Origin of the sequence: Nocardioides sp. CF8, from assembly GCF_000389985.1 — a bacterium.
GTDB classification, from domain to species: Bacteria; Actinomycetota; Actinomycetes; order Propionibacteriales; family Nocardioidaceae; genus Nocardioides; species Nocardioides allogilvus.
This window is the reverse complement of sequence record NZ_CM001852.1, coordinates 4,029,135-4,053,072: the sequence shown is the minus strand read 5'-3', so window position 1 is coordinate 4,053,072 and position 23,938 is coordinate 4,029,135. Positions and strand designations below refer to the sequence as shown.

The 23,938-nt window shown below is 68.3% G+C and carries 29 protein-coding genes; 18 read left to right on the top strand and 11 right to left on the bottom strand.

The genetic code is table 11. From position 1 onward, the window contains the following. Entirely contained in the window at positions 1–453 is a 453-nt protein-coding gene (locus CF8_RS19740; RefSeq protein ID WP_010834856.1) for a HAMP domain-containing protein, read from the bottom strand. Beyond that, the gene (locus CF8_RS19735) at positions 450–1,127 is read right to left on the bottom strand and encodes a response regulator transcription factor (RefSeq protein WP_232211539.1); all 678 of its coding nucleotides are present in this window, start codon (positions 1,125–1,127) and stop codon (positions 450–452) included. Before CF8_RS19735 ends, CF8_RS19740 begins: the two co-directional genes overlap by 4 nt. A 227-nt stretch (positions 1,128–1,354) precedes the next feature. Between CF8_RS19735 and CF8_RS19730 the strand changes: the two genes are divergently transcribed. From CF8_RS19730 to CF8_RS19690, 10 genes are all read left to right on the top strand, one after another. Continuing rightward, positions 1,355–1,615 (top strand): SHOCT domain-containing protein, encoded by a 261-nt coding sequence (locus tag CF8_RS19730; protein ID WP_036491585.1) that lies wholly within the window; start codon positions 1,355–1,357, stop codon positions 1,613–1,615. A 37-nt stretch (positions 1,616–1,652) separates the two neighbouring features. After that, a complete protein-coding gene (locus tag CF8_RS19725) occupies positions 1,653–3,185 on the top strand; it encodes a multicopper oxidase family protein (RefSeq protein ID WP_036493784.1) in 1,533 nt (510 codons plus the stop codon). A 2-nt stretch (positions 3,186–3,187) separates the two neighbouring features. Beyond that, positions 3,188–3,631, top strand: a complete 444-nt coding sequence (locus CF8_RS19720; protein ID WP_198016896.1) for a hypothetical protein — start codon at positions 3,188–3,190, stop codon at positions 3,629–3,631. 169 nt (positions 3,632–3,800) lie between these two features. Next, positions 3,801–4,046, top strand: coding sequence for a YgaP family membrane protein (locus CF8_RS19715; RefSeq protein ID WP_010834851.1), 246 nt, complete (start codon positions 3,801–3,803; stop codon positions 4,044–4,046). Next, complete coding sequence (locus CF8_RS22155) at positions 4,043–4,321, top strand: hypothetical protein (RefSeq protein WP_156887283.1); 279 nt, start codon at positions 4,043–4,045, stop codon at positions 4,319–4,321. The genes CF8_RS19715 and CF8_RS22155 overlap by 4 nt, the downstream gene beginning before the upstream one ends. A gap of 55 nt (positions 4,322–4,376) precedes the next feature. Then, a complete protein-coding gene (locus tag CF8_RS19710; protein WP_084623176.1) occupies positions 4,377–5,093 on the top strand; it encodes an ATP-binding cassette domain-containing protein in 717 nt (238 codons plus the stop codon). Then, entirely contained in the window at positions 5,090–5,980 is an 891-nt protein-coding gene (locus CF8_RS22730) for an ABC transporter permease (RefSeq protein WP_198016895.1), read from the top strand. The genes CF8_RS19710 and CF8_RS22730 overlap by 4 nt, the downstream gene beginning before the upstream one ends. Positions 5,981–6,002: 22 nt before the next feature. After that, the gene (locus CF8_RS23385; RefSeq protein WP_010834848.1) at positions 6,003–6,617 is read left to right on the top strand and encodes a hypothetical protein; all 615 of its coding nucleotides are present in this window, start codon (positions 6,003–6,005) and stop codon (positions 6,615–6,617) included. 374 nt (positions 6,618–6,991) lie between these two features. Further along, positions 6,992–7,486: a DUF6153 family protein gene (locus CF8_RS19695; RefSeq protein ID WP_156887282.1), complete on the top strand. Its 495-nt coding sequence runs from the start codon at positions 6,992–6,994 to the stop codon at positions 7,484–7,486. 92 nt (positions 7,487–7,578) lie between these two features. Continuing rightward, on the top strand, positions 7,579–8,250 hold the full coding sequence (locus CF8_RS19690) for a hypothetical protein (protein WP_010834847.1): 672 nt from the start codon (positions 7,579–7,581) through the stop codon (positions 8,248–8,250). 184 nt (positions 8,251–8,434) lie between these two features. Here CF8_RS19690 and CF8_RS19685 read toward each other — a convergent pair whose 3' ends face one another. The 9 genes from CF8_RS19685 to CF8_RS19645 form a co-directional block, all read right to left on the bottom strand. Continuing rightward, positions 8,435–9,448, bottom strand: a complete 1,014-nt coding sequence (locus CF8_RS19685) for a site-specific integrase (RefSeq protein WP_010834846.1) — start codon at positions 9,446–9,448, stop codon at positions 8,435–8,437. Between the two features lie 200 nt (positions 9,449–9,648). Beyond that, complete coding sequence (locus tag CF8_RS19680; protein WP_036491575.1) at positions 9,649–10,218, bottom strand: hypothetical protein; 570 nt, start codon at positions 10,216–10,218, stop codon at positions 9,649–9,651. Next, complete coding sequence (locus CF8_RS19675; protein WP_010834844.1) at positions 10,215–10,586, bottom strand: methyltransferase family protein; 372 nt, start codon at positions 10,584–10,586, stop codon at positions 10,215–10,217. The genes CF8_RS19680 and CF8_RS19675 overlap by 4 nt, the downstream gene beginning before the upstream one ends. Positions 10,587–10,689: 103 nt before the next feature. Then, complete coding sequence (locus CF8_RS19670) at positions 10,690–11,601, bottom strand: cation diffusion facilitator family transporter (protein ID WP_010834843.1); 912 nt, start codon at positions 11,599–11,601, stop codon at positions 10,690–10,692. Next, a complete protein-coding gene (locus CF8_RS19665) occupies positions 11,601–12,302 on the bottom strand; it encodes a cation diffusion facilitator family transporter (RefSeq protein WP_442937089.1) in 702 nt (233 codons plus the stop codon). Before CF8_RS19665 ends, CF8_RS19670 begins: the two co-directional genes overlap by 1 nt. After that, positions 12,299–12,679, bottom strand: coding sequence for an ArsR/SmtB family transcription factor (locus CF8_RS19660; RefSeq protein ID WP_036491572.1), 381 nt, complete (start codon positions 12,677–12,679; stop codon positions 12,299–12,301). Before CF8_RS19660 ends, CF8_RS19665 begins: the two co-directional genes overlap by 4 nt. A 322-nt stretch (positions 12,680–13,001) precedes the next feature. Further along, the gene (locus CF8_RS19655) at positions 13,002–13,583 is read right to left on the bottom strand and encodes a TMEM165/GDT1 family protein (protein ID WP_010834840.1); all 582 of its coding nucleotides are present in this window, start codon (positions 13,581–13,583) and stop codon (positions 13,002–13,004) included. Between the two features lie 464 nt (positions 13,584–14,047). After that, positions 14,048–15,418: a sensor histidine kinase gene (locus CF8_RS19650; protein ID WP_010834839.1), complete on the bottom strand. Its 1,371-nt coding sequence runs from the start codon at positions 15,416–15,418 to the stop codon at positions 14,048–14,050. Positions 15,419–15,446: 28 nt separating this feature from the next. Continuing rightward, entirely contained in the window at positions 15,447–16,112 is a 666-nt protein-coding gene (locus tag CF8_RS19645; RefSeq protein WP_010834838.1) for a response regulator transcription factor, read from the bottom strand. Positions 16,113–16,847: 735 nt separating this feature from the next. On the opposite strand from CF8_RS19645, the gene CF8_RS19640 reads away from it, so the two are divergent. The 8 genes from CF8_RS19640 (at position 16,848) to CF8_RS19605 (ending at position 23,524) form a co-directional block, all read left to right on the top strand. Continuing rightward, positions 16,848–17,240, top strand: a complete 393-nt coding sequence (locus CF8_RS19640) for a hypothetical protein (RefSeq protein ID WP_010834837.1) — start codon at positions 16,848–16,850, stop codon at positions 17,238–17,240. A gap of 154 nt (positions 17,241–17,394) precedes the next feature. After that, a complete protein-coding gene (locus tag CF8_RS19635; protein ID WP_010834836.1) occupies positions 17,395–18,129 on the top strand; it encodes an ABC transporter ATP-binding protein in 735 nt (244 codons plus the stop codon). Continuing rightward, positions 18,126–19,040 carry an ABC transporter permease gene (locus CF8_RS19630; protein WP_010834835.1) on the top strand — a complete coding sequence of 305 codons (915 nt, stop codon included), beginning with the start codon at positions 18,126–18,128 and terminating at the stop codon, positions 19,038–19,040. The genes CF8_RS19635 and CF8_RS19630 overlap by 4 nt, the downstream gene beginning before the upstream one ends. Beyond that, positions 19,033–20,019: an ABC transporter permease gene (locus CF8_RS19625; protein WP_010834834.1), complete on the top strand. Its 987-nt coding sequence runs from the start codon at positions 19,033–19,035 to the stop codon at positions 20,017–20,019. Before CF8_RS19630 ends, CF8_RS19625 begins: the two co-directional genes overlap by 8 nt. A 74-nt stretch (positions 20,020–20,093) precedes the next feature. Then, complete coding sequence (locus CF8_RS19620) at positions 20,094–20,633, top strand: hypothetical protein (RefSeq protein ID WP_156887281.1); 540 nt, start codon at positions 20,094–20,096, stop codon at positions 20,631–20,633. Positions 20,634–20,818: 185 nt separating this feature from the next. Next, positions 20,819–21,982: an MFS transporter gene (locus CF8_RS19615; RefSeq protein WP_010834832.1), complete on the top strand. Its 1,164-nt coding sequence runs from the start codon at positions 20,819–20,821 to the stop codon at positions 21,980–21,982. A 95-nt stretch (positions 21,983–22,077) separates the two neighbouring features. Next, entirely contained in the window at positions 22,078–22,986 is a 909-nt protein-coding gene (locus CF8_RS19610) for a metallophosphoesterase family protein (protein ID WP_010834831.1), read from the top strand. Between the two features lie 178 nt (positions 22,987–23,164). Continuing rightward, complete coding sequence (locus CF8_RS19605; protein WP_010834830.1) at positions 23,165–23,524, top strand: hypothetical protein; 360 nt, start codon at positions 23,165–23,167, stop codon at positions 23,522–23,524. The last annotated feature ends 414 nt before the right edge of the window (positions 23,525–23,938 follow it).

The following is a 23,938-nucleotide window of genomic DNA, read 5'->3' as shown; positions in this document are numbered from 1 at the left end:
TCACCCCGACCCGTGAGCCGCAAGCTCTAGTCGACCGGCCAGACGGTTGTACGTGGCCGCGAGGGTAGCGAACTCGGCGCCCAGACCCGGGTCGTCGACGTACGTGTCATAGCGGCCCGCGGCGATCTGGGACGAAGCCGCGGCGACGTTGCCGATCGAGCGTTGGATGCGGCGGCTGAAGTACCACGACACCGCGAGTGCCGCAGCGACCGCGGCGACCAGCGCGACGCCCACCGACACCAGCATGGCCGAGGCGAAGGCCTCCTCGAGGTGTTGGGTTTCCTCCGTGCTGTGCGTGTCGCCGGCGCGATCGAGGTGCTCGTGAAAGATGCTGGGCCCGACCGCGGAGGCGACCAGCCAGATGGTCAGAGCTCCGGCGACCAGGACAAGGGATTGTGCGAGGAGCAGCCGGGTGGAGAACCGCGGGCCCCGCCCCGCCGGACCCCGGGTCATGCGCCGGAGCCCATCCGGTAGCCGATACCTCGGACCGTGCGCACGAACCGGCCCACAGCAGCATCGTCGCCGAGCTTACGACGCAGGTGGCCGATGTGGACATCGACGAGATGCTCATCCCCCACCCACGTCTGACCCCACACGTGGTCGATGAGTTGACGCCGGCTGAAAGCCATCCGGGGACGCTGCGCCAGTGCCGCGAGCAGGTCGAACTCGGTGCGGGTGAGCGCGACCGGCTCACCGCCGAGCCACACGTCGCGGCCCTGCACGTCCACCTTCAGCTCTGCGAACCTCAGATCATGGTGCTGATCCTCCGCCTCCCTCGGTGTCCGGGGCCGGCGCAGCATCGCCTGGATGCGGGCCATCAGCTCGCGGGGACTGAACGGCTTTGTCATGTAGTCGTCGGCGCCGACCGACAGGCCGATGAGGGTGTCCACCTCTTCGCTGCGGGCAGTCAGCACCACGACGTACGCGTCACTGAACGTGCGGATCTGCCGGCAGACCTCGATCCCGTCCAGCGTCGGCAGCCCCAGGTCCAGGACGATTACGTCGGGGTCGACGTCACGGGCAATGAGGACCGCCTGCAGCCCGTCGTGGATGAGAGTGGTCTCGAATCCGTCGCGCTCCAAATAGCTGCCCAGGACTCCGGCGAGGCTGGTCTCGTCCTCGACCACGAGCGCCCGCAGCCCGGAGGGCGACTTGGGTGTGCCCGCAGCCGGACCGGGGGCGGTGGGGCCGGCGTCATTGTCCATGCCGCCCATCGTGACAGCCCTCATGCCTCGAGCTGTGCGAGCGGACGGTGCCGAGCGCCGATCTTCAGTGAACCTTCATCGAATGGTGACCGGAGGGCGCGGGTGCGGCACCGACAGTGAAGGCCAAAGACACGAAGGAGCTGAGGACCATGATGGGCTGGAACCACGACGGGCTGGGCTGGGGCGGTTGGCTGGTGATGCTGCTCGGCATGGTCGCATTCTGGGGCTTGGTGGTGTGGGCGGTCGTGGTGCTCTTCCGCGACACCCGCTCAGGCGACACCCGGCCAGCACACCGCGACCCCCTGGACACCCTCGGGGAGCGGTTCGCCCGCGGCGAGATCGACGAGACCGAGTACCTGGCCCGCGCCGAGGTGCTCCGCGCAGCCCACCGCTCACCCTTGCGCCACTGACTTTCCGCCAGGCACCATTTCTATGAAGGGCTCCACCTTGCCATCCGTCTCGCGCCGCACGCTCGTCCAGGCCGCCGCCGGCCTGGCCAGCGTCGCTGCCGTGGGCAGCCTGTCCGCCTGCAGCGACAGAGCCAGAACGCTCACGCTGGTCCGGCCCGGCTCCCCCGCCGTGGCGGCCGCCGAACTATCCCGCCGCGTCCCGGGTCGTCGGGTCGTCTCGGCGCGACTGACCCCCCGGCCGGTCACGGTCGACCTCGGGGCCCGGACCGTCGACACCTGGGCCTACGGCGAGCAGGTCCCAGGGCCGATGCTTCGAGCGCGCGCCGGCGACCTGCTGCGCGTCACGGTCGACAACCAGCTTCCGGTCGAGACGAGCGTGCACTGGCACGGCCTCGCGTTGCGCAACGACATGGACGGCGTCCCGCACCTGACCCAGGACCCCATCCCAGCCGGCAAATCGTTCGACTACGAGTTCACCGCCCCGCACCCAGGCACGTACTTCTACCACCCGCACTCCGGCGTCCAGCTGGACCGGGGCCTGTACGGCGTCCTGATCGTCGACGACCCCGCAGAGCCCGGCGGCTACGACGACGAGTGGATCGTCGTCCTCGACGACTGGGTCGATGGCACCGGCCGCACCCCCGACCAGATCCTCACCAAACTGCAGCAGGTCAGTGGCAGCGACGGATCCATGGGCGACATGGAGGGGATGGACCACGGCTCGATGATGGGCGGGTCGATGATGGGCGAGATGGGCGGCATGCAGTCCCCGCTGCTGGGTAGTGCGGGTGACATCGTCTACCCGCACTACCTTCTCAACGGACGGACCCCCACTGATCCAGTCACACTGTCGGCGAAGCCGGGTCAACGGGTCCGGATCCGGTTCGTCAACGCCGGCTCAGACACCGCGTTCCGGGTCGCCGTTGGTGGACACCGGATGACCGTCACGCACAGCGACGGCTTCCCGGTCGCGCCGGTGCTCACCGACGCGCTGCTGATCGGGATGGGCGAGCGTTTCGACGTGACCCTCACGCTGGGCGAGGGAGTGTTTCCCCTGGTCGCCTCGGCGGAGGGAAAACAGGGCCAGGGGCTCGCGGTGATCCGCACCGGGACTGGGCGCCCCCCTGTCGCGGGCGTGAAGGTTCGCGAGCTGTCGGGCCAGGTGCTGCTCGGCACCGGCCTGTCGGCGGCGGAGTCCGCCCGCTTGGACCGGCGGTCGATCGACCGACGTCACAACCTCGTCCTTGCGGGGACCATGGCGCCGTACCGGTGGACCATCAACGGCAAGACGTTCCCCGACGCCGAACCCCTGCCGCTGGTCCAGGGGGAGCGGGTCCGGCTGCGATTCGTCAACCAGTCGATGATGTTCCACCCCATGCACGTACACGGGCACACCTTCGCCTTGGCCAAGGGAGGGGCTCGCAAGGACACGGTCATCGTCCGCCCCATGGAGACCCTGGACGTGGACCTGCAGGCCGACAATCCCGGCCAGTGGGCGGCCCACTGCCACAACATCTACCACGCGGAGACCGGCATGATGACCACGCTTTCCTACCAGGCCCGGGAGTGACCGTGTCCGACCATCACCCTGCGACATCGGCCGACGCGGTCAAGGGCCTTCGTCACGAAGAGCCCGCCGTCGGCGAGCAGCCCCCACACCGTGGTGTCCTGGCCGCCGCCTGGAGCGCGGTGACCGCGCTCGTCGGCGGCATCATGGGCCTGCTCCCCCACCTACTGCACCACGTGGGACTGCTCGGAGGTGCGGTGCTGGTGACCGGCGTCACCGGCAACGTGGCGTTTGCCGTGCTGGGCCTGGTCTTCTCCCTCCCCCTGCTCCGGCGCCTGTACCGACGATTCGGCACGTGGAAAGCACCCGCCCTCGCGCTGGCCGTGTTCGCGCTGATGTTCTCGCTCTCGGCCCTCGTCATCGGTCCCGCCATCAGTGACGCCGACCCACAGCCAGCACCCGTACCCACCGAGCAGGTCGATCCCGACCACGACGAACACCACGACTGACAGCTCAGGCCAACCCCCACCTCCCGAAACGACGCGCCGCGTACCCCAACACCCCGGCGGGATCTTCAAAGAACCTTCACGGAACAGCCAGAGCGATCTTGACCCCCAGGGACGACGCTCAGAAGTGCAAGGACCCGGACACGCCGGGTCGGGGAAGGAGCTGAGAGTCATGGCAAGGAGTTGGAAGGTCAACATCACGCCGGCCGAGAGAATCGCACGAATCGTGGTCGGAGGTTTCGCCGCGGTTGCCGGAGTCGCCCTGCTCACGTCAGCCTCGGGTGCGCTCGTGGTCGTCCTCGAGTTGCTCCTCGTGCTCGCCGGCCTCGACCTGGTCGTCACCGGCGCGCTCGGGCACTGCCCGCTCTACGCCCGGCTCGGCCACGTGCCGACATCACTGAAGGAGAGGACATCATGACCACCCCGACCCCCGGCCCCCGCCGTCCGTTCCACGACCCGTCACCGACAGCTACCCCGGAGACCGGACACACCCACTCACCCGAATCCAGTCAAGGAGCACACGGGGCACACCGATGGATGATGATGATCTGCTGCATCCCGATGGTGGTGATCGTGGTGCTGTTGCTGGCCACAGGAGCAGCGGGCTCCGGTGCAGTGCTGTGGGCTCTGGGTTGCGTGGCGATGATGGCCGCGATGATGTTCATGATGCCCGGCGGCCACAACCACAAGTAGGTACTCAACGGGCTCCTCAGTCCCGGCGAGATGGCCCCTCGAAGAAGTGATGACGATGCAACGTCTGTTCAGCATCAAGGTAGCGGCGCCCGACCAAGCCGAAACCCTGGCAGCCGAGCCGAAGGGTGCCACTCACGAGGGGTCAGTTCTCACCGCACGAGGGATCGAGAAGTCCTACCGACGCAACCTATGGTCACCCCGAAACCGCGTTCAGGTTCTTACCGGGGCCGACATCACCCTCGGGCAAGGCGAGGTCGTCGGCCTCGTCGGTGAGAACGGGTCCGGGAAGTCAACACTGATGAGGATCCTGGTGGGAGACCTGCGGGCCGACGCAGGCACCCTCACCAGGAGCGGCCTGGTCGGCTACTGCCCCCAGGAGCCGTTGGTCTACCCGCGACTGACCTGCGACGAGCACTTCGAGCTGTTCGGCCACGCCTACGGTATGACCACTCAACATGAGCGGGAGAGCAGGGCGGCCATCTACGACTCGCTGGGTTTCGAGCGCTTCGCAGAGACCCGGGCGGAGCGACTCTCGGGCGGCACTCTGGCCAAGCTCAACCTGGGTCTGGCGCTGCTGCCCGATCCGGCGCTGCTGCTTCTGGACGAGCCGTACGCCGGGTTCGACTGGGACACCTACCTGAAGTTCTGGGACCTAGTGGACGAGCGGCGCGTCGCCGGTCGCACGGTCCTGATCGTCAGCCACTTCGTCGTCGACGAGGCGCGGTTCGACCGGATCGTCGAGATCCGCGATGGCAAGGCGTGGCCGCGATGACCACCACCGCTCTGCTTGTCCGACGCTTCCTGGCCGACTACACCAGGAACGGTCCCAACCTGGTCCTGCTCGCCGTCATCCCCGTCGTCTTCGTCGTGGTCGCGGCCCCGCCCATGGCTGACGCCGCCCGGCTGCTGGGCGGCACCGGAGGCGGCCCCGCCGTCGAAACCGTCACCGCAGGATGGGCGGCCGCCTTCCTGTCTGCGGTCGCGATGTACTTCCAGATCTCGACCGCTCGCACCACCGACCGCCGGCTCGCGCTCGCCGGACTGGCACGGCTGCGGCTGGCGACCGCTCGGCTGACGGCCGGCGCCGTCCTGGCCCTGATGGCCACCCTGGTAGCGGTGCTCGCACTCACCGCCCGAGGACCGGTCGACGACCCGTGGCGGGTCGCCACCGGCACAGTCATGTTCGCAGTGGTCTACCTCGGACTCGGGGCGGTGGTGGGTGCGCTCGTCCCGAACGCGGTCAACGGCACCGTGATCCTGATGTTCATCTGGATCCTCGACGCCTTCTTCGGCCCCACCCTCAGCGGCTCAGAGTCCGCTGTGCTGCGACTGCTGCCCACCCACTTCATCTCGCTGTGGACGGTGGCCCTGCCCTCGGGACACGGTGGACCCGAAGAGCTCGCGGTGTCGCTCGGATGGGTGATCACCGCACTTGCTCTCGCCCTGTGGGTCATTGCCAGCACCACAACCACGGGGCGCACCCGACGGGCAAGCCGCACGGGGGGGGGTCGGCCAACTGCTCACGAGCCTGCGCATGGGCTGGCACGACTGGCGGCGTACCCCGGTGCTGTGGCTCCTGCTCGCGATCGTCCCGGCAGTCTTCATCCTCCTGTCCGACGCGGTCACCCCACACGGGCACACCCCGGTCGTACTCCGTGAGGCCGGCGCCAAGATCACGTCCATGGTCGACCCGGCCGAGATGCACGGCGGCACCATGGCACCGGTGGCCATCGCATCGTTGGCCGCCCTGGTCGGCGTCTTCGTCGTCCTCGACGCCCGCGCCGCCGACCGTCGCCTCGCCTTGGCAGGACAACGCCCGTCCGTGCTGCTGGCCACCCGGCTCACCATGGTGCTCACCGCCGCCGCCATCGCCACCGCGGTCTCACTCGCGGTCACCGCCACTGTGTTCGACGCCCGCAACTGGGGCGTCTACATCGGCGGCGTCGCCCTGCTCGCCGTCACCTACGCCCTGATCGGCGTCGTGCTCGGCCCGGTCTTCGGTCGGGTCAGCGGCACCTTCATGGCCTTTCTCATACCGTTTCTCGATCTGGGCATCGGCCAGAGCCCGATGCTGCGCGGCGAACCCGCGTCCTGGGCACACTGGCTGCCCGGGTACGGCGGAACCAGGGTGATGATCGACGGCGCACTCACCAGCGGCTTCGACGAGGCCGCCTCCCTCACGCTCGGACTCGGATGGATAGCCGTCCTCCTCCTCACCGCGACCGTGCTGCTACGCAGCATCGCCGGCACTCCCCTACCGAAACCATCACGTAGGGCGCACCCGGCGCACGCATGAAACGAAATTGAGGCGATACAAATGTTCAAGCACATGACTCAGTTCGCTGCCATCGGAACTGCTGTGGCGGCCGGGGTGCTCACCGTAGGTGCGACCACCCCGGCGGCGGCCGCAAGCGACTTCGGCCACCACGTCAGCACCTGCGCCCAGACCATGGGCTTCAGTGGCGACCACAACCCCGGAATTCATCAGGGCCGCCACGGTTGGGGCCCAACCCACCCCTGCTGAACACGGCCTGGATTGAGCCCGCTACCCCCCCCCGGGTAGTTGGTTGGGCTCAGAGCCCGAGGCCGCGGCTCGAGGTCGTGGCGCGGCCCCCTCCCACGGATCTAGCCAGCACGTAGGACGGTGACCGAGCACCCCCGTTCTGGGCCGTGACTCTCGACGCATTCCCGCGTGTTGACGCCTTCAGTTTGGTAATTCGCTACCTGGCCTCCGTATGGTCTTCAAGCGTGACCGGGCACAGGAGGCAACGCAGCGCCCTGGTGCTGGCGACCCTCTTTGCGGTTATCTTCGGCGTCTTCGCCATGCACTCGCTCACATCGCACGAGCGAGGTCATGCCGGCCATGCGGCACTTCCGCTCGCTGCGGAAGCGGCCGACCGCGGGCACCACACCGAACCCGCTGGGACCAAAGCGCCACAGTCAGCAGACTCCGAGTCGCCCGCCGACGATGACAACGGCAGCGTCACCGAGTTGTGCATGGCGCTTCTCTGCCTCATGGCCGCGCTCATTGCACTCGCGCTGAGCCGTGGCATCTCGCGGGGAATCCTGTACATCGCACCCCGGTGGATCGGCCCACGCATCGCTGTTCTCTCGCGATCCGCAGACCCTCCCTGTCTGCATCGTCTGTCGATTCTGCGCTGCTGAGCAGACGACCGGCGCCACGCCGCACCATCACTCGGTGCCGGCGCCGCTTCCGCCTGCTCTCACACACCCAGATTTGAAAGGCACCATCAGACATGACAGTTCAGAATGACCTCTCCCCCGAAGACGTGACCGCCTACGAGGCGGAGTTCGCGAAACGAACTCCCGGGCTCTACTCGCGCTACATCGGCGCGATGCTCTATTTCATGGGCGCCGCCCTCATCGCCGGCGCCGTCGTCCACTACCCGATCGACCCGCTTCAGTACACCGTCATCTGCATCGTCGGCGCGTTCGTGTTCCTGCTCGGCACGATCGTGAACGAGTTCATCCTCGCCACCGAACGACCGAACGCCCGACAGGCCCTCGGCCTCGTCGCCTTCTCCCTGCTGCTCTCCTTCGGCGTTGGCATGGTTGGCGGCGGCATCCAGCACTTCACCCAGTTCCCTGAGCGCTCCGCGATGATGACGCCGATCGGCCTCGTGATGTCGTTCGCCGCGTTCATTGCCAAGGACAACGACGGCCGGTGGCGGCACGCGTTCAGCCTTTTTGGCGCCGGCGTACTCCTAGTCGCCGGACTTACCTGGGTGGGCATGACTGCAATCGGTACGACCATCGATTCCGAGGGCCACAGCCACGGCGGGGACTCGACGTCCAACGCGCCTGAAGCCCCGGCCGAGGCACCGGCAGGCGAGGACCACACGGGCCACGAGCCCAACCAGGCTCCGGCCGAGCCCGCCGACGACGGTCACACGTCGCACAGCCACTGACCCCGGGTCTGCGGCGGGCCGCGCGCCACGAGTGCGCGGTCCCTGCAGGTCAGCCACACGCCATGAGTTGCTGCGGGCACCCGGCCATTCATGTGATGAGGTTTGACAGCAGCGCCGCAAGGCAACCTGCGGGGGCTGCAGATCGACGCCCGGCGCATCGTCGCCGCGATCGCCCCGACGGCTACTACAGCCCGAGGTCCTTGCTCGAGGTTGTCGCGAGCGCCTCGAGGGGGCGGATGTAGCGGTTGAGGAGGACGGAGAGGTCCTTGTGTCGGGTCTGTGCCGCGATTCGGTCGAGTGGGACGCCGGCGAGAGCGGCAGTGGTGGCGTGGCCGGCGCGCATCGAGTGGGCGGTGATCCGGGTGCCGTCGAGTCCGGCGGCTTCGGCCCTAGCGCGGAGCATCCGCGCCGGAACATGTCCGCTGAGCGCCTGGAGACTGACGGTGCTCCCCCAGATGCGGGTGAAGACCGGTCCGGGGGCCGCGCCGCGGATCTCGCGCCAGGCGTTGAGGGCGGCGACGGGGTCGGTGGCGGCGTGCTGTCCGTGGGCGACGCCCACCACCTCGCCGTGGCCTTCGGGGTCCGTCTTGGACCGCCGGATGTGGAGCAGGAACCCAGCGGGCTTGTCCTCGACATCGGCCAGGGTGAGGGCAACGAGCTCGGAGCGTCGCAGGGCCGAGGCGTAGCCGAGCAGGATGATCGCGGCGTCGCGGACACCGATCGGGGTGCTGCGGTCGATGCCGTGGATGATCTGACGGATCTCTTCCACCGACAGGGGTCGGGCGAGACGCCGGGGGGCTGAGCCGTAGGTACGACGAAGCCCGCGCCGCACCTGGCGGACGGCGAGGGCGTCTGCGGGGTTGTGCAGGTCGCACGTGAGGTGGACATGGCGGATCACCGTGCAGATGAGGTCGAGGGTGCCCATGGCACGGCCGGCGGCGGCCTGCTCGGTCAGGTAGGCGCACACCGCTAGCGGGTCGCTCGGCAGGACCGTCACTCCGCGGCCGGCGCACCAGCGTTCCCATCGCGACCAGACGCCGGCGTAGACGCGGCGGGTCGACTCGGTGCGGGCCGCAGCGATCGCGGTGGCGATTCGCTCCCCATCGGTGTCGGTCAAGCCGCGCGGCATGATGCCGATCGGGTCGACGGGGTGGACAGGGGCGGTCGCCGGCAGCGCGGCGCTCATCATCGTGGTCATGGCCCTGTCGTAGCGGCGACCATGCCAGCCCCGCCCACCGGCCGGACGTCTCACCGCTGCACACCGCGGTGGTTCGTCAGAAAAGGCTGAGTTGTTGAGGAGGTTCCCCATCGGACGCCTCCAACAGTATCGGAACGTCTCGGAACGCTTGCCCATCGTTTCCGATGACTATTCGATGACGGGTCGATTCCCGGCGTCCGTCATCGCAGGGTGAGCACGATCTGCTGGTCGGGCTCCAGGCGGAGGTCAGCCGGGTCTCCGGTGACCTTGGTGCCGTTGCTGGTGACGACGACATGTCGCCCCGCCTTCGCCCGGACGCCGCCGATCTGCTCCGGGGTCAGCGTGACGCCCCACTGGGTGAAGAACTGGCCGAGCGTGAACACCTCGCCCACGGAGTCGGCCTCGATGTGGATGGTTCCGTCGCCTTCATGAGTGTGCAGTGCAGACATGGCACCTGTGCTCGGGTCAACACCGACGTTGGGCGGAACCGGGACTTCGCCGCCGTCGATGACGATGCGGAGCTGGGGGTGGTAGTGCTCGGCGGTGCCCATGGGACCCAGGTCGAGTCCGGCGGCTGCCACGCGCGCGGCCACGTCGCTCGGGGGCGGCCATGGCGGCATCGCGGCGTCGTCCGGGGAGGGAGTGACGTCGGACGTCGGAGTCGCGATCGTGAGGTCCTTTCCCGGGTCGGTGCGGTCGGTGTCGTTGGCGCAGCCACTCAGCCCGATGATCGCGGTCAGTGTGAGGGCAACGTAGGTGCGGCTTCTCATGCAGTCGGCTTCCTGCTGGGGAACGATCGGAGGCTCAGCCACCGGGGCGTGGTGGCAACGTAACGGTCCCATTCCGCGCCGAAGTTGTCGGCCATCGCGCGCTCCTCTGCTTCGATCTGAGCCTTGGTCATGCGGAGGGCGAACCCGGCTGCGGGGAGAAAGCCGAGGGTCGAGCGCCGGGCGAGTGCACTGGCCACGAGGACGCCCGCCATGGCCACGTACATCGGGTTCCGGGTGGCCCGGAACGGCCCGTCGCTGACGAGCTGGCTGGCGCGCTCCGGTGAGAGTGGATCGACGGTCGTCTGCCGGCGCCTAAAGGCGGTCACGGCCCAGCCCAGCAGCCCCAGGCTGGCCGAGAGGACGGCCACTGCCAGCCCCAATGACGTCCGGCTGGGCCGATGGCGATCGGGAAGTAGCCTCTGAACCACCAGGCCGACGGCCATCCATCCGAGCGGCGGAACCCGTCGCAGCTCACCAGCCGAGCTCATGGCACTGCACCCCCTTGACGGCTTCGACCTGAAGGGTGGCGTGCTCGATGTGGTGCCGCTCGGCCAGGGCGTGCTGTGCCGCGACCAGGACGGTCTGCGGGTTGACACCCTCGTCAACCACGAGGTGAGCGGTGGCGACGTTCATCCCCGACGTCAGCGTCCAGATGTGGAGGTCGTGGATGTCGGCTACCCCGGCTACGGCCTCAAGGTCCGCCACGACTTCGTCCAATTGCATACCTTCCGGGATGTGTTGGCCAAGAACCGCCAGGATCTGGCGGCCGAGGATGATGGCGCGGACGGCGACGAAGATGCCGATGCCGAGCGCGACGATGGTGTCCCAGACTCCGTTGCCGGTTGCGGCGACCAGGAGCCCGGCGATGATGACTCCGACGCTGCCCGCCGCATCGGAGACCACCTCGAAGTAGGCGCCCTTGACGTTGAGCGACTCCTTCGATCCTGCGCGCAACAGGAGCATGGTGAGGAGATTGATGGCCAGACCGATGACGCCGACGACGAGCATGGCGCTCGAGGTGACTTCCGGCGCTGCGCTGATGCGACCGACCGCCTCCACCACGACATAGACGGAGACACCGAGCATGATCAGCACGGTCAGGCCGGAGGCGAACACCTCAGCTCGATAGGAGCCGTAGGTGCGGCGACCGGTCGAGTCGGGCCGGGTCGCGATCTTGGTGGCCACCAGCGCGGCGCCGAGCGCAACGACGTCAGCGGCCATGTGACCGGCATCGGAGATCAGCGCCAGCGAGCCGGAGATGACACCGGCGACGAGTTCGATGACGAAGAAGGCCGCGACCAGGACGAACGCGCCGGCCAGGCGAGTCCGGTAGCGACCACCGGCGTGACCGGCTGGCGACCCGTGCGAGTGTCCCGCGCCCATCAGCGCTTCTCGTCGTGGCAGCAGCCGTCGTTGCAGACAGCCGCCTCGGCGGCTTCGCCCGGAGGTACGGCGCAGCAGCTCTCGCCGCGCCACGCCTCGCGGCCCTCCTTCACCGCGACCGCGGCGATCACGAGCCCGGCGATGGGATCGGCCCAGGACCAGCCGAGCGTGGCGTTGAGGACCAGGCCGACGAGCAGGACCGCGGACAGGTAGGTGCACAGCAGCGTCTGGGTGGAGTCGGCGACCACCGCGTTGGAACCGAGCTCGCGTCCGGTGCGCCGCTGGGCCCAGGACAGGAACGGCATCACCACGAGCGAGAGGGACGCCAGCGCGATGCCGACGGGCGAGGCGTCGGGTTCTGCGCCGGTCACCAGTGCCCGCACCGACTCGAAGCTGACGTAGGCCGCCAGGGCGAAGAAGGAGACCGCCATCAGCCGCAGCGCGGTCCGCTCGCGCGACTCGGGCAGGGCGTGGCGGAACTGCCACAGGATGATCAGGCCGCTGCTGACCTCGACGACCGAGTCCAGCCCGAAGCCGATCAGTGCGATCGACCCGGCGACCAGGCCCGCGGTGATCGCGATGACGGCCTCGACGACGTTCCAGGTGACCGAGGCGGCCGCGAGCAACTGAGCCCGGCGGCCGAGCTGCATGCGCCGGCCGGGGTCGGCGGTGAAGGTCGGCATCTCGAGATTGGGGCTCACTGCGCGGCTCCCTCGCCATAGACCGGGCAGAGCGTGACCGCGTCGCCGGTGGCAGCAAGCAGTTCCTCGGCGGCCGCGAACACCTTGAGAACGGCGTCCGGGTGGGTCAGGGAGAACACCGACGAGCGTCCCACCGGCCGCGACTCGACCAGTCCGCAGTCGCGCAGGCACGCGAGGTGCTTGGACACCGTCGACTGAGCCAGTCCCAGGTGGGCGGTCAGGTCGGCGACCTTGTGCTCCCCCAGCAATAGGTGCCGCAGGATCGCAACCCGCGACGCGTCGCCCATGCCACGGAAGAGGCACGCTGCCGCCCGCCCTGCAGCGGCTTCGTCGATGCCCGCAGCGAGGGAGTCGCTACCAACCACTTTGATCGCCATGCAGCGATAATAGCGCCAGTTGCGACAGATTCGCCAAGTCATGCTCCGAGGGGACCTCTCGACGCCATCCGGGGCATCGCCTCGAGGCACTGGTGGTCCCGACGATTGGCTGTCCGGACGTTCGCCGATGGCGTGTCGTGAATCGGGACATGACCGACGGTAGGCAGGGTCCGGCTCCCAGTTGCGGGGTGATGCTGGGCATGGTCGCGCTGTGACCACGACCCGTGGATCTCGCTGCCCGCCACCGGCGCCGATGACCAGGGGGTCGTCCCACCGAGACCATGACGGGACACCGGCGAGCGCGGCGGCCGTCGGATCCCAGCTAAACGAGGATGCGTACACCGTCAGCGATAAGCAACAGGCCGAACAGGGCGAACAGCGCGGCGGCACCCCATTTGATGACATGTTCGGGGAGGTTCTTGCCGAGCAGGGCTCCGACGACGATGGCGAGGGCGTCGGCGGCGACCATCCCCACGGTGCTGCCGATCCAGGTCCCGAGCCAGCCCTCCTGGGTCGCCAGCGTGATGGTGGCCAACATCGTCTTGTCCCCGAGTTCGGCGAGGAAGAAAGCGACACCGACGGCAAGGATCGCCGCCCCCTGGCTGGAGCGTGCCTTGGCTGCCTCGTCCTCGGTGAGCTCGTCTCCGCGGAGGGTCCACGCGGCGAAGCCAAGGAACGCGACGCCAGCCACTATCGAGATCCAGTGCTGTTGGTCGGCGAAGGCGTCGCCGACCCAGTACCCGATGCCCACTGAGGCTAGGTGAACGATGGCTGTAGCGGCGGTGATGCCAATGAGCACGTCACGTACCCGGTATCGGGCGGCGAAGGTCATCGCCATCAGTTGGCTCTTGTCGCCGAGTTCGGCCACGAAGATCACGGCGGTGCTCAGCAGGAACGCGTACATGGGTTGGGAGTCCTCTCCGGGCTTGGCCGGAGGGCGTGTCACAGACTCTGGACGACCCTTCGACCAGGCGCGTCCATTGAATGGGTCTGCAACTGGTCGAAAGTCTCGTCCGCCACCGAGGTGGCCTCTCGCGCCGGGCCCGAGGGCCAGCATGTCGACACGGGTGTTGGGGACTACTCCCTTTCAGACCGGAACATTACCGACATCGAGGCTGCCGGACGAATCCGGGGGGGTGTAGCCGGAGCGCCCCCTCCCGGTGCCGCATCCGCGAGCGAGTGGTGTGGCCCAGCCGGTTCCACGTGCTTGCTTTGCTTTGCATAACCAGTGACCCACCCTGCGCGTACGGCGCTGAGATCTACGCAATGCTTGGCGGGTGATGGAACTGAGCTTTGCTACGAGCCTGGAGCCGTGCCACCAATCCTGAGTTCGTACACGGTCCTCTATCCATTTGACCGGGCCCTGCATCACTGGATGGCGTGACTGCCGACAGCGCCGGTCTCGTGCTCCTCGTAGGGGAGGGTTAGGACGAAGCGAGCACCTTGCGCTCCGGCCTCGGCGCGGAGGCTGCCGCCATGCGCGACGCTGATCTCGCGGGCGATCGCCAGCCCCAAGCCGGTGCCGCCACTCACGCGCGCGCGGCTCTCGTCCAGCCGCACGAAGCGCTCGAAGACCCGTTCGCGGTCGGCCTCTGGGATGCCCGGTCCGTCGTCTTCGACCGCGACCTCGATACTGCTGCCGCGGATCTGAAGGCTGAGATCGACGTGAGTCTCGCCGTGCCGTGCGGCGTTGTCGGCCAGGTTGCGCAGGAGCCGGGCCAGTTGGACGGGGTCGCCGTGGATGCGCACAGGCGGCGCCGCGACTGTCACGCTGAGGGGTCCGAGCTTGCGGAGTCGGTCAGCCTCGTGGGTGAGCAGGTCGTCGAGGTCGACATCAACAGATCGAAGCTTCAGTCCGTGCTCGTCAGCGCGGGCCAGCAGGAGAAGGTCCGCGACCAGGCGGTCGAGGCGGTCGAGCTCGGCAAGCACGTCGCTGCTGGTCGCGGTCCAGTCACGGCTCTCGGGATGCAGCGCCGCGATCTCGTGGGCGGCCCGGATGGTGGCCAGTGGGCTGCGCAGCTCATGCGAGGCGTCTCCGACGAATCGGCGTTGGCGGTCGCTGCCGGTCTTGAGCCGGGCGAGCATTGCGTTCATCGTGACGGCAAGCCGGGCGATCTCGTCGTCGCCCTCAGGCACCGGCACCCGCGCATCCAGCTCCGAGGTTCCCTGGACCTGCGCGACCCGGCTACGGATGGCCTCGACCGGCGCGAGCGCTCTGCCCGCGAGCCAGTACGAGGTAAGCGCGACCCCCAGCAGGACCACGGGGTAGCCGATCAGCAGCAGGTTGACCACCACCGCGGTGGACTGTCCCACCAGCTCGAGGCTTTGCGCGACCAGGACCACCACGGGCCCGTCAGGACCTGAGACTCCCTGGGCGACCACGACGAACTCCTCGCCCTCCCCGATCGGCAGGGCGCGGGAACGGACCGTGGTGGTGGTTCCCGGTTCGGGTCGGGCGTCCACCACCGGTGGTTCTCCCTCCACCGACGGGCTGGCGGCGAGCACGTTGCCAGCGGCGTCGACGATCTGCACCAGGGACTGATCCCCTGCACCGGTGGTGAGCCCAGCGCCGGCGCCGCCCTCCGCGACCTGCGCACCGATATCCGCGGCCTGACCACGTGCGGCCTCGGTGATGGACCCTTCGAGCTGCTGGCGCTGCGCGAACGCGAAGGCCAGCGCGGCAACGGCGAGGAACAGCGCGACGGCCAGGGTGGCCGCCACCGTGGTCCGCCACCGCACACCACGGAATCTCGTTCGCATCGGCCGCTCAGCTCCCCGCGCCGGACAGACGGTAGCCGACGCCCCGGACCGTCTGGATCGACTGGCGGTCGAAGGGCTGGTCGATCTTGCGGCGCAGGTATCCCACGTAGACCTCAACGACGTTCTCGTCGCCTTCGTAGTTCACGTCCCACACCCCCTGCAGTATCTCCAGCTTCGAGACCACTTCGCCGGGGTGGCGCATCAGGAAGTGCAGCACTCCGAACTCCCGTGGGGTCAGGTCGAGGTCGGTTTCGCCGCGCCGAACCACCCGCGTCGCCGGGTCGAGCGTCAGGTCCGCCACCCTCAAGACCGTGGGACGCTCCGGCGCACCACGTCGTACCAGTGCCCTGAGCCGGGCGACCAGCACAACGAAGGAGAACGGTTTGGTCAGGTAGTCGTCCGCCCCGAGATCAAAGGCGTCGACCTGGTCGTACTCCCCGTCCTTGGCCGTCAACATCAGCACCGGGGTCCATACACCAGACTCGCGCAGTCCCCGGCACACGTCGTAGCCGTTCAACGAGGGCAGCATGATATCGAGAATGATCACGTCGTAGTCCCTCGCCTGCGCTTCGGCGAGTCCCTCGGCGCCATCGTGCACGATGTCGACGACGAAGCCTTCAGCGATCAGTCCGCGGCGCACCGTCTCGGCGAGACGAACCTCGTCCTCGACCATAAGTACCCGCACCGGCCGACCTCCGTTCCCTGTCAGCACCTATCTTGGCGGGTCGCGACTGTGGACATGCTGAGAAGCGGCGACGGGTACGCCGTCCGCGTCGCTACCGGCACTGGGATCCAGCAGCGACGTCGACGCAACCGGGGCGCCTCGGTCGCCCATGTCTGGCAGTGTGGCTACGACGGGACCGTCCTGGTTGGCGCCGTTATCCCTCCCAGGGTGACGCGGATCAGGTCGCCGCGAAGATCAGCGATGTTTTCAACCGCTGGACACGTCTGGGCGCTTCCCTGGATTCGAGGCTGGGCGGCTGCGAGGACATGAGCCACGTACAGTCCGCCTCTCCACGAGGCCGACGCGAGCGCATCTGGTCGGTCGACCAGATCGGCAACGCTCCATTTCTGCTGCTGACCCCGAGGAGGTCGACAGCCGTGCGCACCTGGAGCGGGAAACGATCGCCTCGCCGATGATGCCGCCGGCCCGTTGCGATGCGCACACCGGTCCGCAGTGACGGCACAGGCGCACAGGCCCAGGCACCGCTGGGTGAGGGCGGTTGTCCGATGCTCCGCGCGATCCACCACTCCGAAGGGACGTCGACTCCCACGAGCTGTCCCCGATCACCATCGATCTCTCGCCCCGGCGCTGAGAACACCCTCAGGATTCCTCAACACCCTCACAGTCGCCCTTGCGCACTCTGGGTTACAGGTCGCAACCGCGACCGCTACGGAAGGAAGTCCCATGAAGAAGCTCAACCGAACCGCCGCGGTCGTCGGGACCGCCGCTGTCCTGGCCGCTCTCGGCCTCGGCGGCGCCGTCACAGCGGCCCAGGCCGACACCAACCCTGCCCCCTCGACCGTGCAGACGTCGGACGGTGACGGCGAGGTCAACGACGCCACTGAGGGCACCGAGACGGAGTCGCAGGAGGCCGAGGACGGTCCCAACCAGGGCCCGGACGCCAACCCCAACGAGCCCGGCCACCAGGACGCCGACGAGTCCGGCGAGGCTGAAGGCGCCGAGGGCGCCGAGGGCGCCGAGGGCGCCGAGGCCGAGGACGGCCCGAACCAGGGCCCGGACGTCAACCCCAACGAGCCCGGCCACCAGGACGCCGACGAGTCCGGCGAGACCAAGTAGCCGACCGATCCCCCGTTAGGTCGCTGCGTCGCCAGTTCGTCGGTACATCGGTGGGGCCCGTTGCCACCTGGCAGCGGGTCCCACCTCTCCGCCCGGACGGCTTGCTCCGAGACACGCACCATCACCCATCCACTCGCACGTAAGGAAGAACGTCATGAGCGAACCTGTGATCGAGCTGCAGGGCCTCCAGCACCGTTACGACACCGATCTGGTGTTGCGCGATGTGGATCTGAGCATCGGGGAGGGCGAGATCTTCGGCTTCTTGGGGCACAACGGCGCCGGCAAGACCACCGCGATGAACATCTTGACCACCCTGCTGGAGCCCACGGGCGGGACCGCAACGATCTGCGGGTACGACGTGGTCACCGACCGGCGCGAGGTGACCCGCCTCATCGGCTACCTGCCGGCCGATGTCCGCATGTACGGGCACATGAGCGCCGCTGAGAACCTGGAGTTCCTCGCCAAGCTCTCCGGCGTCCCCGACGCCCGGGCCGCTGCACGGGAAACCCTCGAATACCTGGGGTGTGCCGATCTTGCCAAGCGCCGGGTGGGCACGTTCTCCACAGGCATGCGGCAACGGATCGGGATCGCCCAGGCCATCGTGCACCGACCGCACGTCCTGTTCCTCGACGAGCCCACCTCGGGCCTGGACCCGATGGGGGTGCGACAGCTGCGCGAGACCGTGCTCCAACTCAACCGCGACCTCGGCATGACCGTGTTCATGAACACCCACCAGCTCAACGAGGTCTCCAAGGTGTGCACCACGATCGGGGTGCTCAACCATGGCGAGCTCATCTACAACGACAGCATCGAGGCAACGATGCGACGGTTCCCCGACGAGGCCTCGCTGGAGGACATCTACGTCCGAGTCGGGGACCTTGCCTCATGATCGGCACCATCGCCTCGCAGCAGAGCCTGCTGCTGCGACGCCAACACGTCGCCCTGGTCGGGCTGATCACGATGCTGGCCGTCACGGCCATAGCCGGGGTCCTGGGCTGGTCCAGCCACCACACGATCGTGCGGGTCTTCGACCAGGCGGTCCGGTTGCAGGCAGCCGCGGGACAGCCGGCGCCACCGAACCCATTCCTGCTCAAGCCGAACCTGTCGCTGCTGTCCAACATGGTGGTCTACATCCCGCTCATCGGGGCGCTCCTGGCACTGGTCGTGGGGCACCTGAGCATGGTCGATGACCAGAGCAAAGGGATGGGTCGGCTCCTGTTCACCCGGCAGGTCACCCGCACCCAGTACGCCCTGGGCAAGGTTCTGGCTGCGACCAGGTTCCTGGCCCTGACCCTGGTGGGGTGCGGCGTGGTCAGCATCGTGGCGCTGCTCGCCGTGAACCGGACCCTCAGTCCCTCGGACCTGGGCAGGCTCACCGGGTTCTACGTCCTCTCGTGGTCCTACCTGGCGGTCTTCGTCCTGGTCGGCATACTGACGGCCCTGCTCACCCGCAGACGCTCCCTGGCCCTGCTCTCCGCGATCGGCGTGTGGCTGGTCATCACCTTCGTCGTCCCCCAGTTCACCTCAGGGCTACGACCCACACAGTCACTCAACCCGCTGACCGAACCCGCCGGCACCTCCCAGGCGTTCTTCCGAGTCACCCAGCACGCCCAACCACTGTCCATCGTCGAGCAGTACAAGACCGCCGCCGGAAACATCCTCGGCACCTCACCCACCAGCCCCACCACCGAGACGGTGCTCACCATCGTGCCCACTCTCATCGCTGGGTTTGGGCTCCTCGTGCTGGTGCTCTGGCGGATCCAGCGCCACGACTACGCCAGGAGCGCCTCCGATGAGTGAGTCCACGAACCGCATCATGCAGGTCGCCCGGCACGAGTATCGAGCCGCCGTCCGAAGCCGTGCACTGATCATCCTGCTCGCCATCCTGGTCGTGGCCACCGGCTTCTCCGTGTTCATCGGGGCCACCGACTACGCCGCACAGCTCGCGGAGTACGACGCCTACCGTGCGGCCGCACAAGCGCAGGGGTTGACCCGGATCGCCCCCTCGCCGCTCGCGGTCCTCTCCCTGCTCCGCGGCGCATTCGAGTACCTGGAGATCATCGGGGCAATCATCGCGATCACCCTCGGGTACCTCTCGGTGTCGCGCGAGCGGGTCAGCCGCACCCTCCCCCTGCTGCGGTCCCGCCCGTTGACCGGCACGGAGCTGGCCGCCGGAACCTTCCTCGGCGCTCTAGCGATCTTCACCACCCTCATCGCAGCAACCGCGGTCGTCGGCATCGTCGCGCTCGGCACCATCGGGAACGACTGGATCAACCCCGCACAAGTCCTGCGGCTCACGCTGGCCTGCGTCGCGGCGCTGCTCTACCTCAGCGCGTTCTACTGCCTGGGCGCCATCGCCACCGCCAAGGCCAAGATGCCCGCCAACGGCCTGGTCATCGCACTGGGTATCTGGCTCCTGGTCGTCCTCGTCCTCCCCCAAATCGGCGACACCCTCGACGCGGACAACCAGCTCCCCGGGGGCCTGTTCCAGGCCTTGGGGCTCAACCACGACGGCGAAATCGCCGTCCTCACCCACTTCACCGGATACGAGCAGGTGCGGACCGGCATCGAGGAAGCCTCGCTCGCCAAGCACTTCGAGCGATTCGCGTTCGCGATGAGTGACGTCAAGGAACGCTACCGGCCCTACGGCCTCCCCTGGCTCCTCAACGAGACCCGTCACGACATCGGCTGGCTGTTCGCCTACGCCGCCGTCCTGTTCCTCGGCCTGCGCCGCACCCTCACCCGCCAACAACCCATCCCAACCGGAGGAAACTCATGACGAAGCAGAACCAGAACCACACCCGCCGGCACCCCGGCCGAGCGACCCGAGCGGCCCTGGCAACCGTAGCGGCCGTGGCCGTCCTGGCACTCGCCACCGCATGCGGAGGCTCCAGCACCAGCAGCGCCGGCGACACGACCCCATCCGCAGGCGGAAGTGCCGCCGACAGCTCGGCGGTCCTGCCGGTCCAGTCCAACCCGATCAAGAACACTTCGACGACCCAGGCACTGACCATCGACAGCGTCCTGGTCGAGAACAACGTCGACGCCTCCGGGGCGACCGCGGACGACCACCTCGAGATCGCGGTCACCAACAGCGGCAGCGCCGACCTGTCCGGGTTCGAGGTGTACTACACGATCACCGACTCCAAGACGTCCGACACCGAGTCCTACTACACCAAGCTCCCGCCATCTTTCACCGTCGCACCGGGAGCCAGCAGGGTCATCCACTTCGACGACACGGGTGAGGCCGACCACTTCCCCACCAACCAGTACGGCCTCTACTACACCGACACCAACCCGCTCGATGTGACCGTCGAGGTCAGTGCCTCCGACAGTGCACCCCAGACCCTCACCGTCGCCAAGGACGCCGGCGGCGCAGAAGAAGCCGACTGAAGAGGGCAACCCAGCTCCGTGCGCCGAGTCTGCCTAGGCTTGGCCGCGTGGCTACTCGTCGACCGCACCCGGGGATAGACGGGTCGATGAACGCATCCGCGCCAAGCCCCCAGTCACCCAGGCGGCCCAGGTGGTCGCCCTGGCGGACGGTCGTCGCGTTCGGAGCCGTCAGTCTCGCGGGTGACATGGTCTACGAGGGCATGCGCTCGATCGCGGGGCCCTTCCTCGGGAGCCTGGGCGCCACCGCACTCGTCGTCGGGCTCATCACCGGCGCCGGCGAGGCGATGGCGCTGATCCTTCGGTTGTTCTCCGGTCCGCTCGCGGACCGGAGCGGCCGGTACTGGTCGCTGACCATCCTCGGCTACGCGATGACCGCGATCTGCGTGCCTCTGCTGGCGGTGGCGCCGTTCGTGGGCAGTGCGGGCCTGTTCCTGGCAGCGACGCTGATCCTGCTCGAGCGCGCCGGGAAGGCCATCCGGAGCCCGTCGAAGTCCGCTCTGCTCGCGCGCGTGGCGGTCTCGGTGGGTCGTGGCCGTGGCTTCGCCGTGCACAAGGCACTGGACCAGGTCGGGGCGTTCGCCGGTCCCCTCCTGGTCGCCGGCGTCATCGCCCTCGCCGGTGTCCAGTGGCCCGCGTTCGCGGCGCTGGCAGTCCCGGGCGCGGTGTGCATGCTGCTGCTGCTCACCCTCAAACACCACTCGGACGAAGCACGACCCGAGCTCGAGGCCCCGCACGAGGACGAGGGGCCGGGTGGCCCGTCGACCCACGGGAGCTCAGTCGTCGAGCCGCAGGCGCTGCCGGCGCACTTCTACGCCTTCGCCGTCTCGTGCGCCCTGGGCACGCTGGGGTTGATGACGTTCGGGGTCATCTCCTACCACCTTGTCGAGGCCGGACTGGTCGCGACGGCCGTGGTCCCACTCCTCTACGCCGCCGCGATGGCGACCGAGGCGGTGGCCGCCCTGGGCACCGGGTTCGCCTACGACCGCTGGGGCGCCCCCATCCTCTACACGCTCCCGGCGCTCATCGTCACCGTCCCGGTGCTCGCCCTCTCCGACACCTGGTCCCTCGTCCTCGCGGGCGTCCTCATCTGGGGGGCGGTGACCGGCGTCCAGGACTCGACCGTCAAGGCACTGGTGGCCGACCTGGTCCCCCAGCGCCGGCTCGCCACCGCCTACGGCGTCTTCGCGGCGTTCCAAGGCGTCGCGGCCCTGGCCGGCGGGACGCTGGCAGGCGGCCTCTACACCGACCACCGCCCCCTGCTCATCGCCCTGGTGGCCGTGGCTCAAGTCCTCTCCGCGGCCCTACTTGCGGTCGCGCTGCGCCACCGCGCCACGCACACGCCGGTCTGACCACCCACACAGCTCAAACCGCCGTGACCAACCCCCGCCACCGGGCAGCACGGGTTCTCAGCGCTCTCTCAGGCCCACTCGGCGACCATGACCGTGTGCTGACCCGGCGAAGGACCCTGATCGGCGTCACCATGATTGCAACGCTGGCAGCATTCGCGGCGGCGGTGCTCCTCATCGGCTTCGACCGGTCCGCGGATCTGCCGTCGCCAGTCACCGGCGACAAGGTCCCAGCCCTCACCCGACCCCCGCTGGTACGGGTCGCAGTCGCCGGCGACACCGGGACCGGCGACAGCGCCGAGGAGGCGACAGCCGAGCAGATGACCGAGCAAGCGCAGGCAAACGGTGGACCCTACGACGCCTTGCTGCTCCTGGGCGACCTCATCTACGAGGACGGTGAAGTTGACCTCGTCGACGACGCCGTCACCGATCCGTTCGCCGCCCTACTCGAGAACGGCACCACCCTGGTGCCAGTACTGGGCAACCATGACTACATCAGCGGTGAACAGACGCAGATCCTGGGCACTCTCGGACGAGACACCACCTGGTATGCCACGCGTATCGGGCAGCTGCGGTTGGTCGTCCTCGACACCGAACACACCGATGACCCCAGCCAGACCGCATGGCTCGAAGACACACTCGGGACTCCCCAGCCACCCGGCACATGGACCGTCGTCGCGATGCACAAGCCCGCCTACTCGGCCGGGTACCACGGATCGGACGAGGAAGTGCAGCGGCTCTGGGCACCGCTCTTCGACAAGTACGACGTGCCTCTGGTGCTTGCCGGGCACGATCACGACTACCAGCGTTCGAAGGCCATCAACGGCGTGACCTACGTCGTGTCCGGCGCTGGTGCGAAGCTGCGACCAACAGGGCACGAGGACTTCACCGCCGTGAGCGCATCGACACTCCACTTCGTGGACATGCTGGTCTACAGCGACCGCATCGTGCTCCGAGCCATCGACCAGGACGGGATGCTCGTCGACATGTTCACCCTCCGGCGTTAGTCAGCCGCCGGCGATGCAAGAAGCATCGAACCGTTCCGAGCGGACACGTGCCACCCAGCGGCCCGGTTGGAGGGCGGTGATGAGGAGGTCCTCAGGATTCCTCAGCGTCCTCACAGCGACCCCTAGGCACTCTGAAGGCACGAGGTCGCAACCGGCGACCACCCACCGAGGAGACACCATGAGGAACCTCAAGCGCAACGCGGCAATCGCCGGCGCCGCCGCGATCTTGGCGGCACTCGGCGTCGGGGGTGCAGTCACCGCCCAGGCCTCGACCAACGACCCGGCCCCGATCGTGCAGCAATCCGAAGGCGACGGCGAGGTCGAGGGCGCCGAGGAGGCCGCCGACGGTCCCAACCAGGGCCCGGACGCCAACCCCAACGAGCCCGGCCACCAGGACGCCGACGAGTCCGGCGAGGCTGAGGGAACCGAGGGCGCTGAAGGCGCCGAGGAGGCCGACGACGGTCCCAATCAGGGCCCGGACGCCAACCCCAACGAGCCCGGCCACCAGGACGCCGACGAGTCCGGGGAGACCGAGTAAGCGACCTGTCCCCCGTTCAGGTCGCTGAACCGCCGGCAGTCGGCACATCGGTGGGGCTCGTTGCTCAACGCAACCGGCCCCACCTGTCTGTTTCGTAGAGGCATCTCGCCTGCGCTGGACGGGGCCGCTCGCCATCGTCGCTGGAAATGATCGTGTGGTTGTCCGGCAGTACCGGGCCCGTGTACCGGGCCTTTGCACCCGGGTTTTTCTACAGGGCCGGGCCCCTTGCGACTCCGAACTCGATGGGTGGCTCGTCTACGTCAGGTTGCGGACAGGAACGCCGAACGACGGTGCTGGTCTCGATGCGACAGCTCGACTCGATCGTCAGCGTCCAGTCAGGACTCCTTGCGCAAACCCCCCTTCTTGATCGAGCGGCTGCCTAGAGCTTAAGGATCACGGGTTGGGGTGACACCC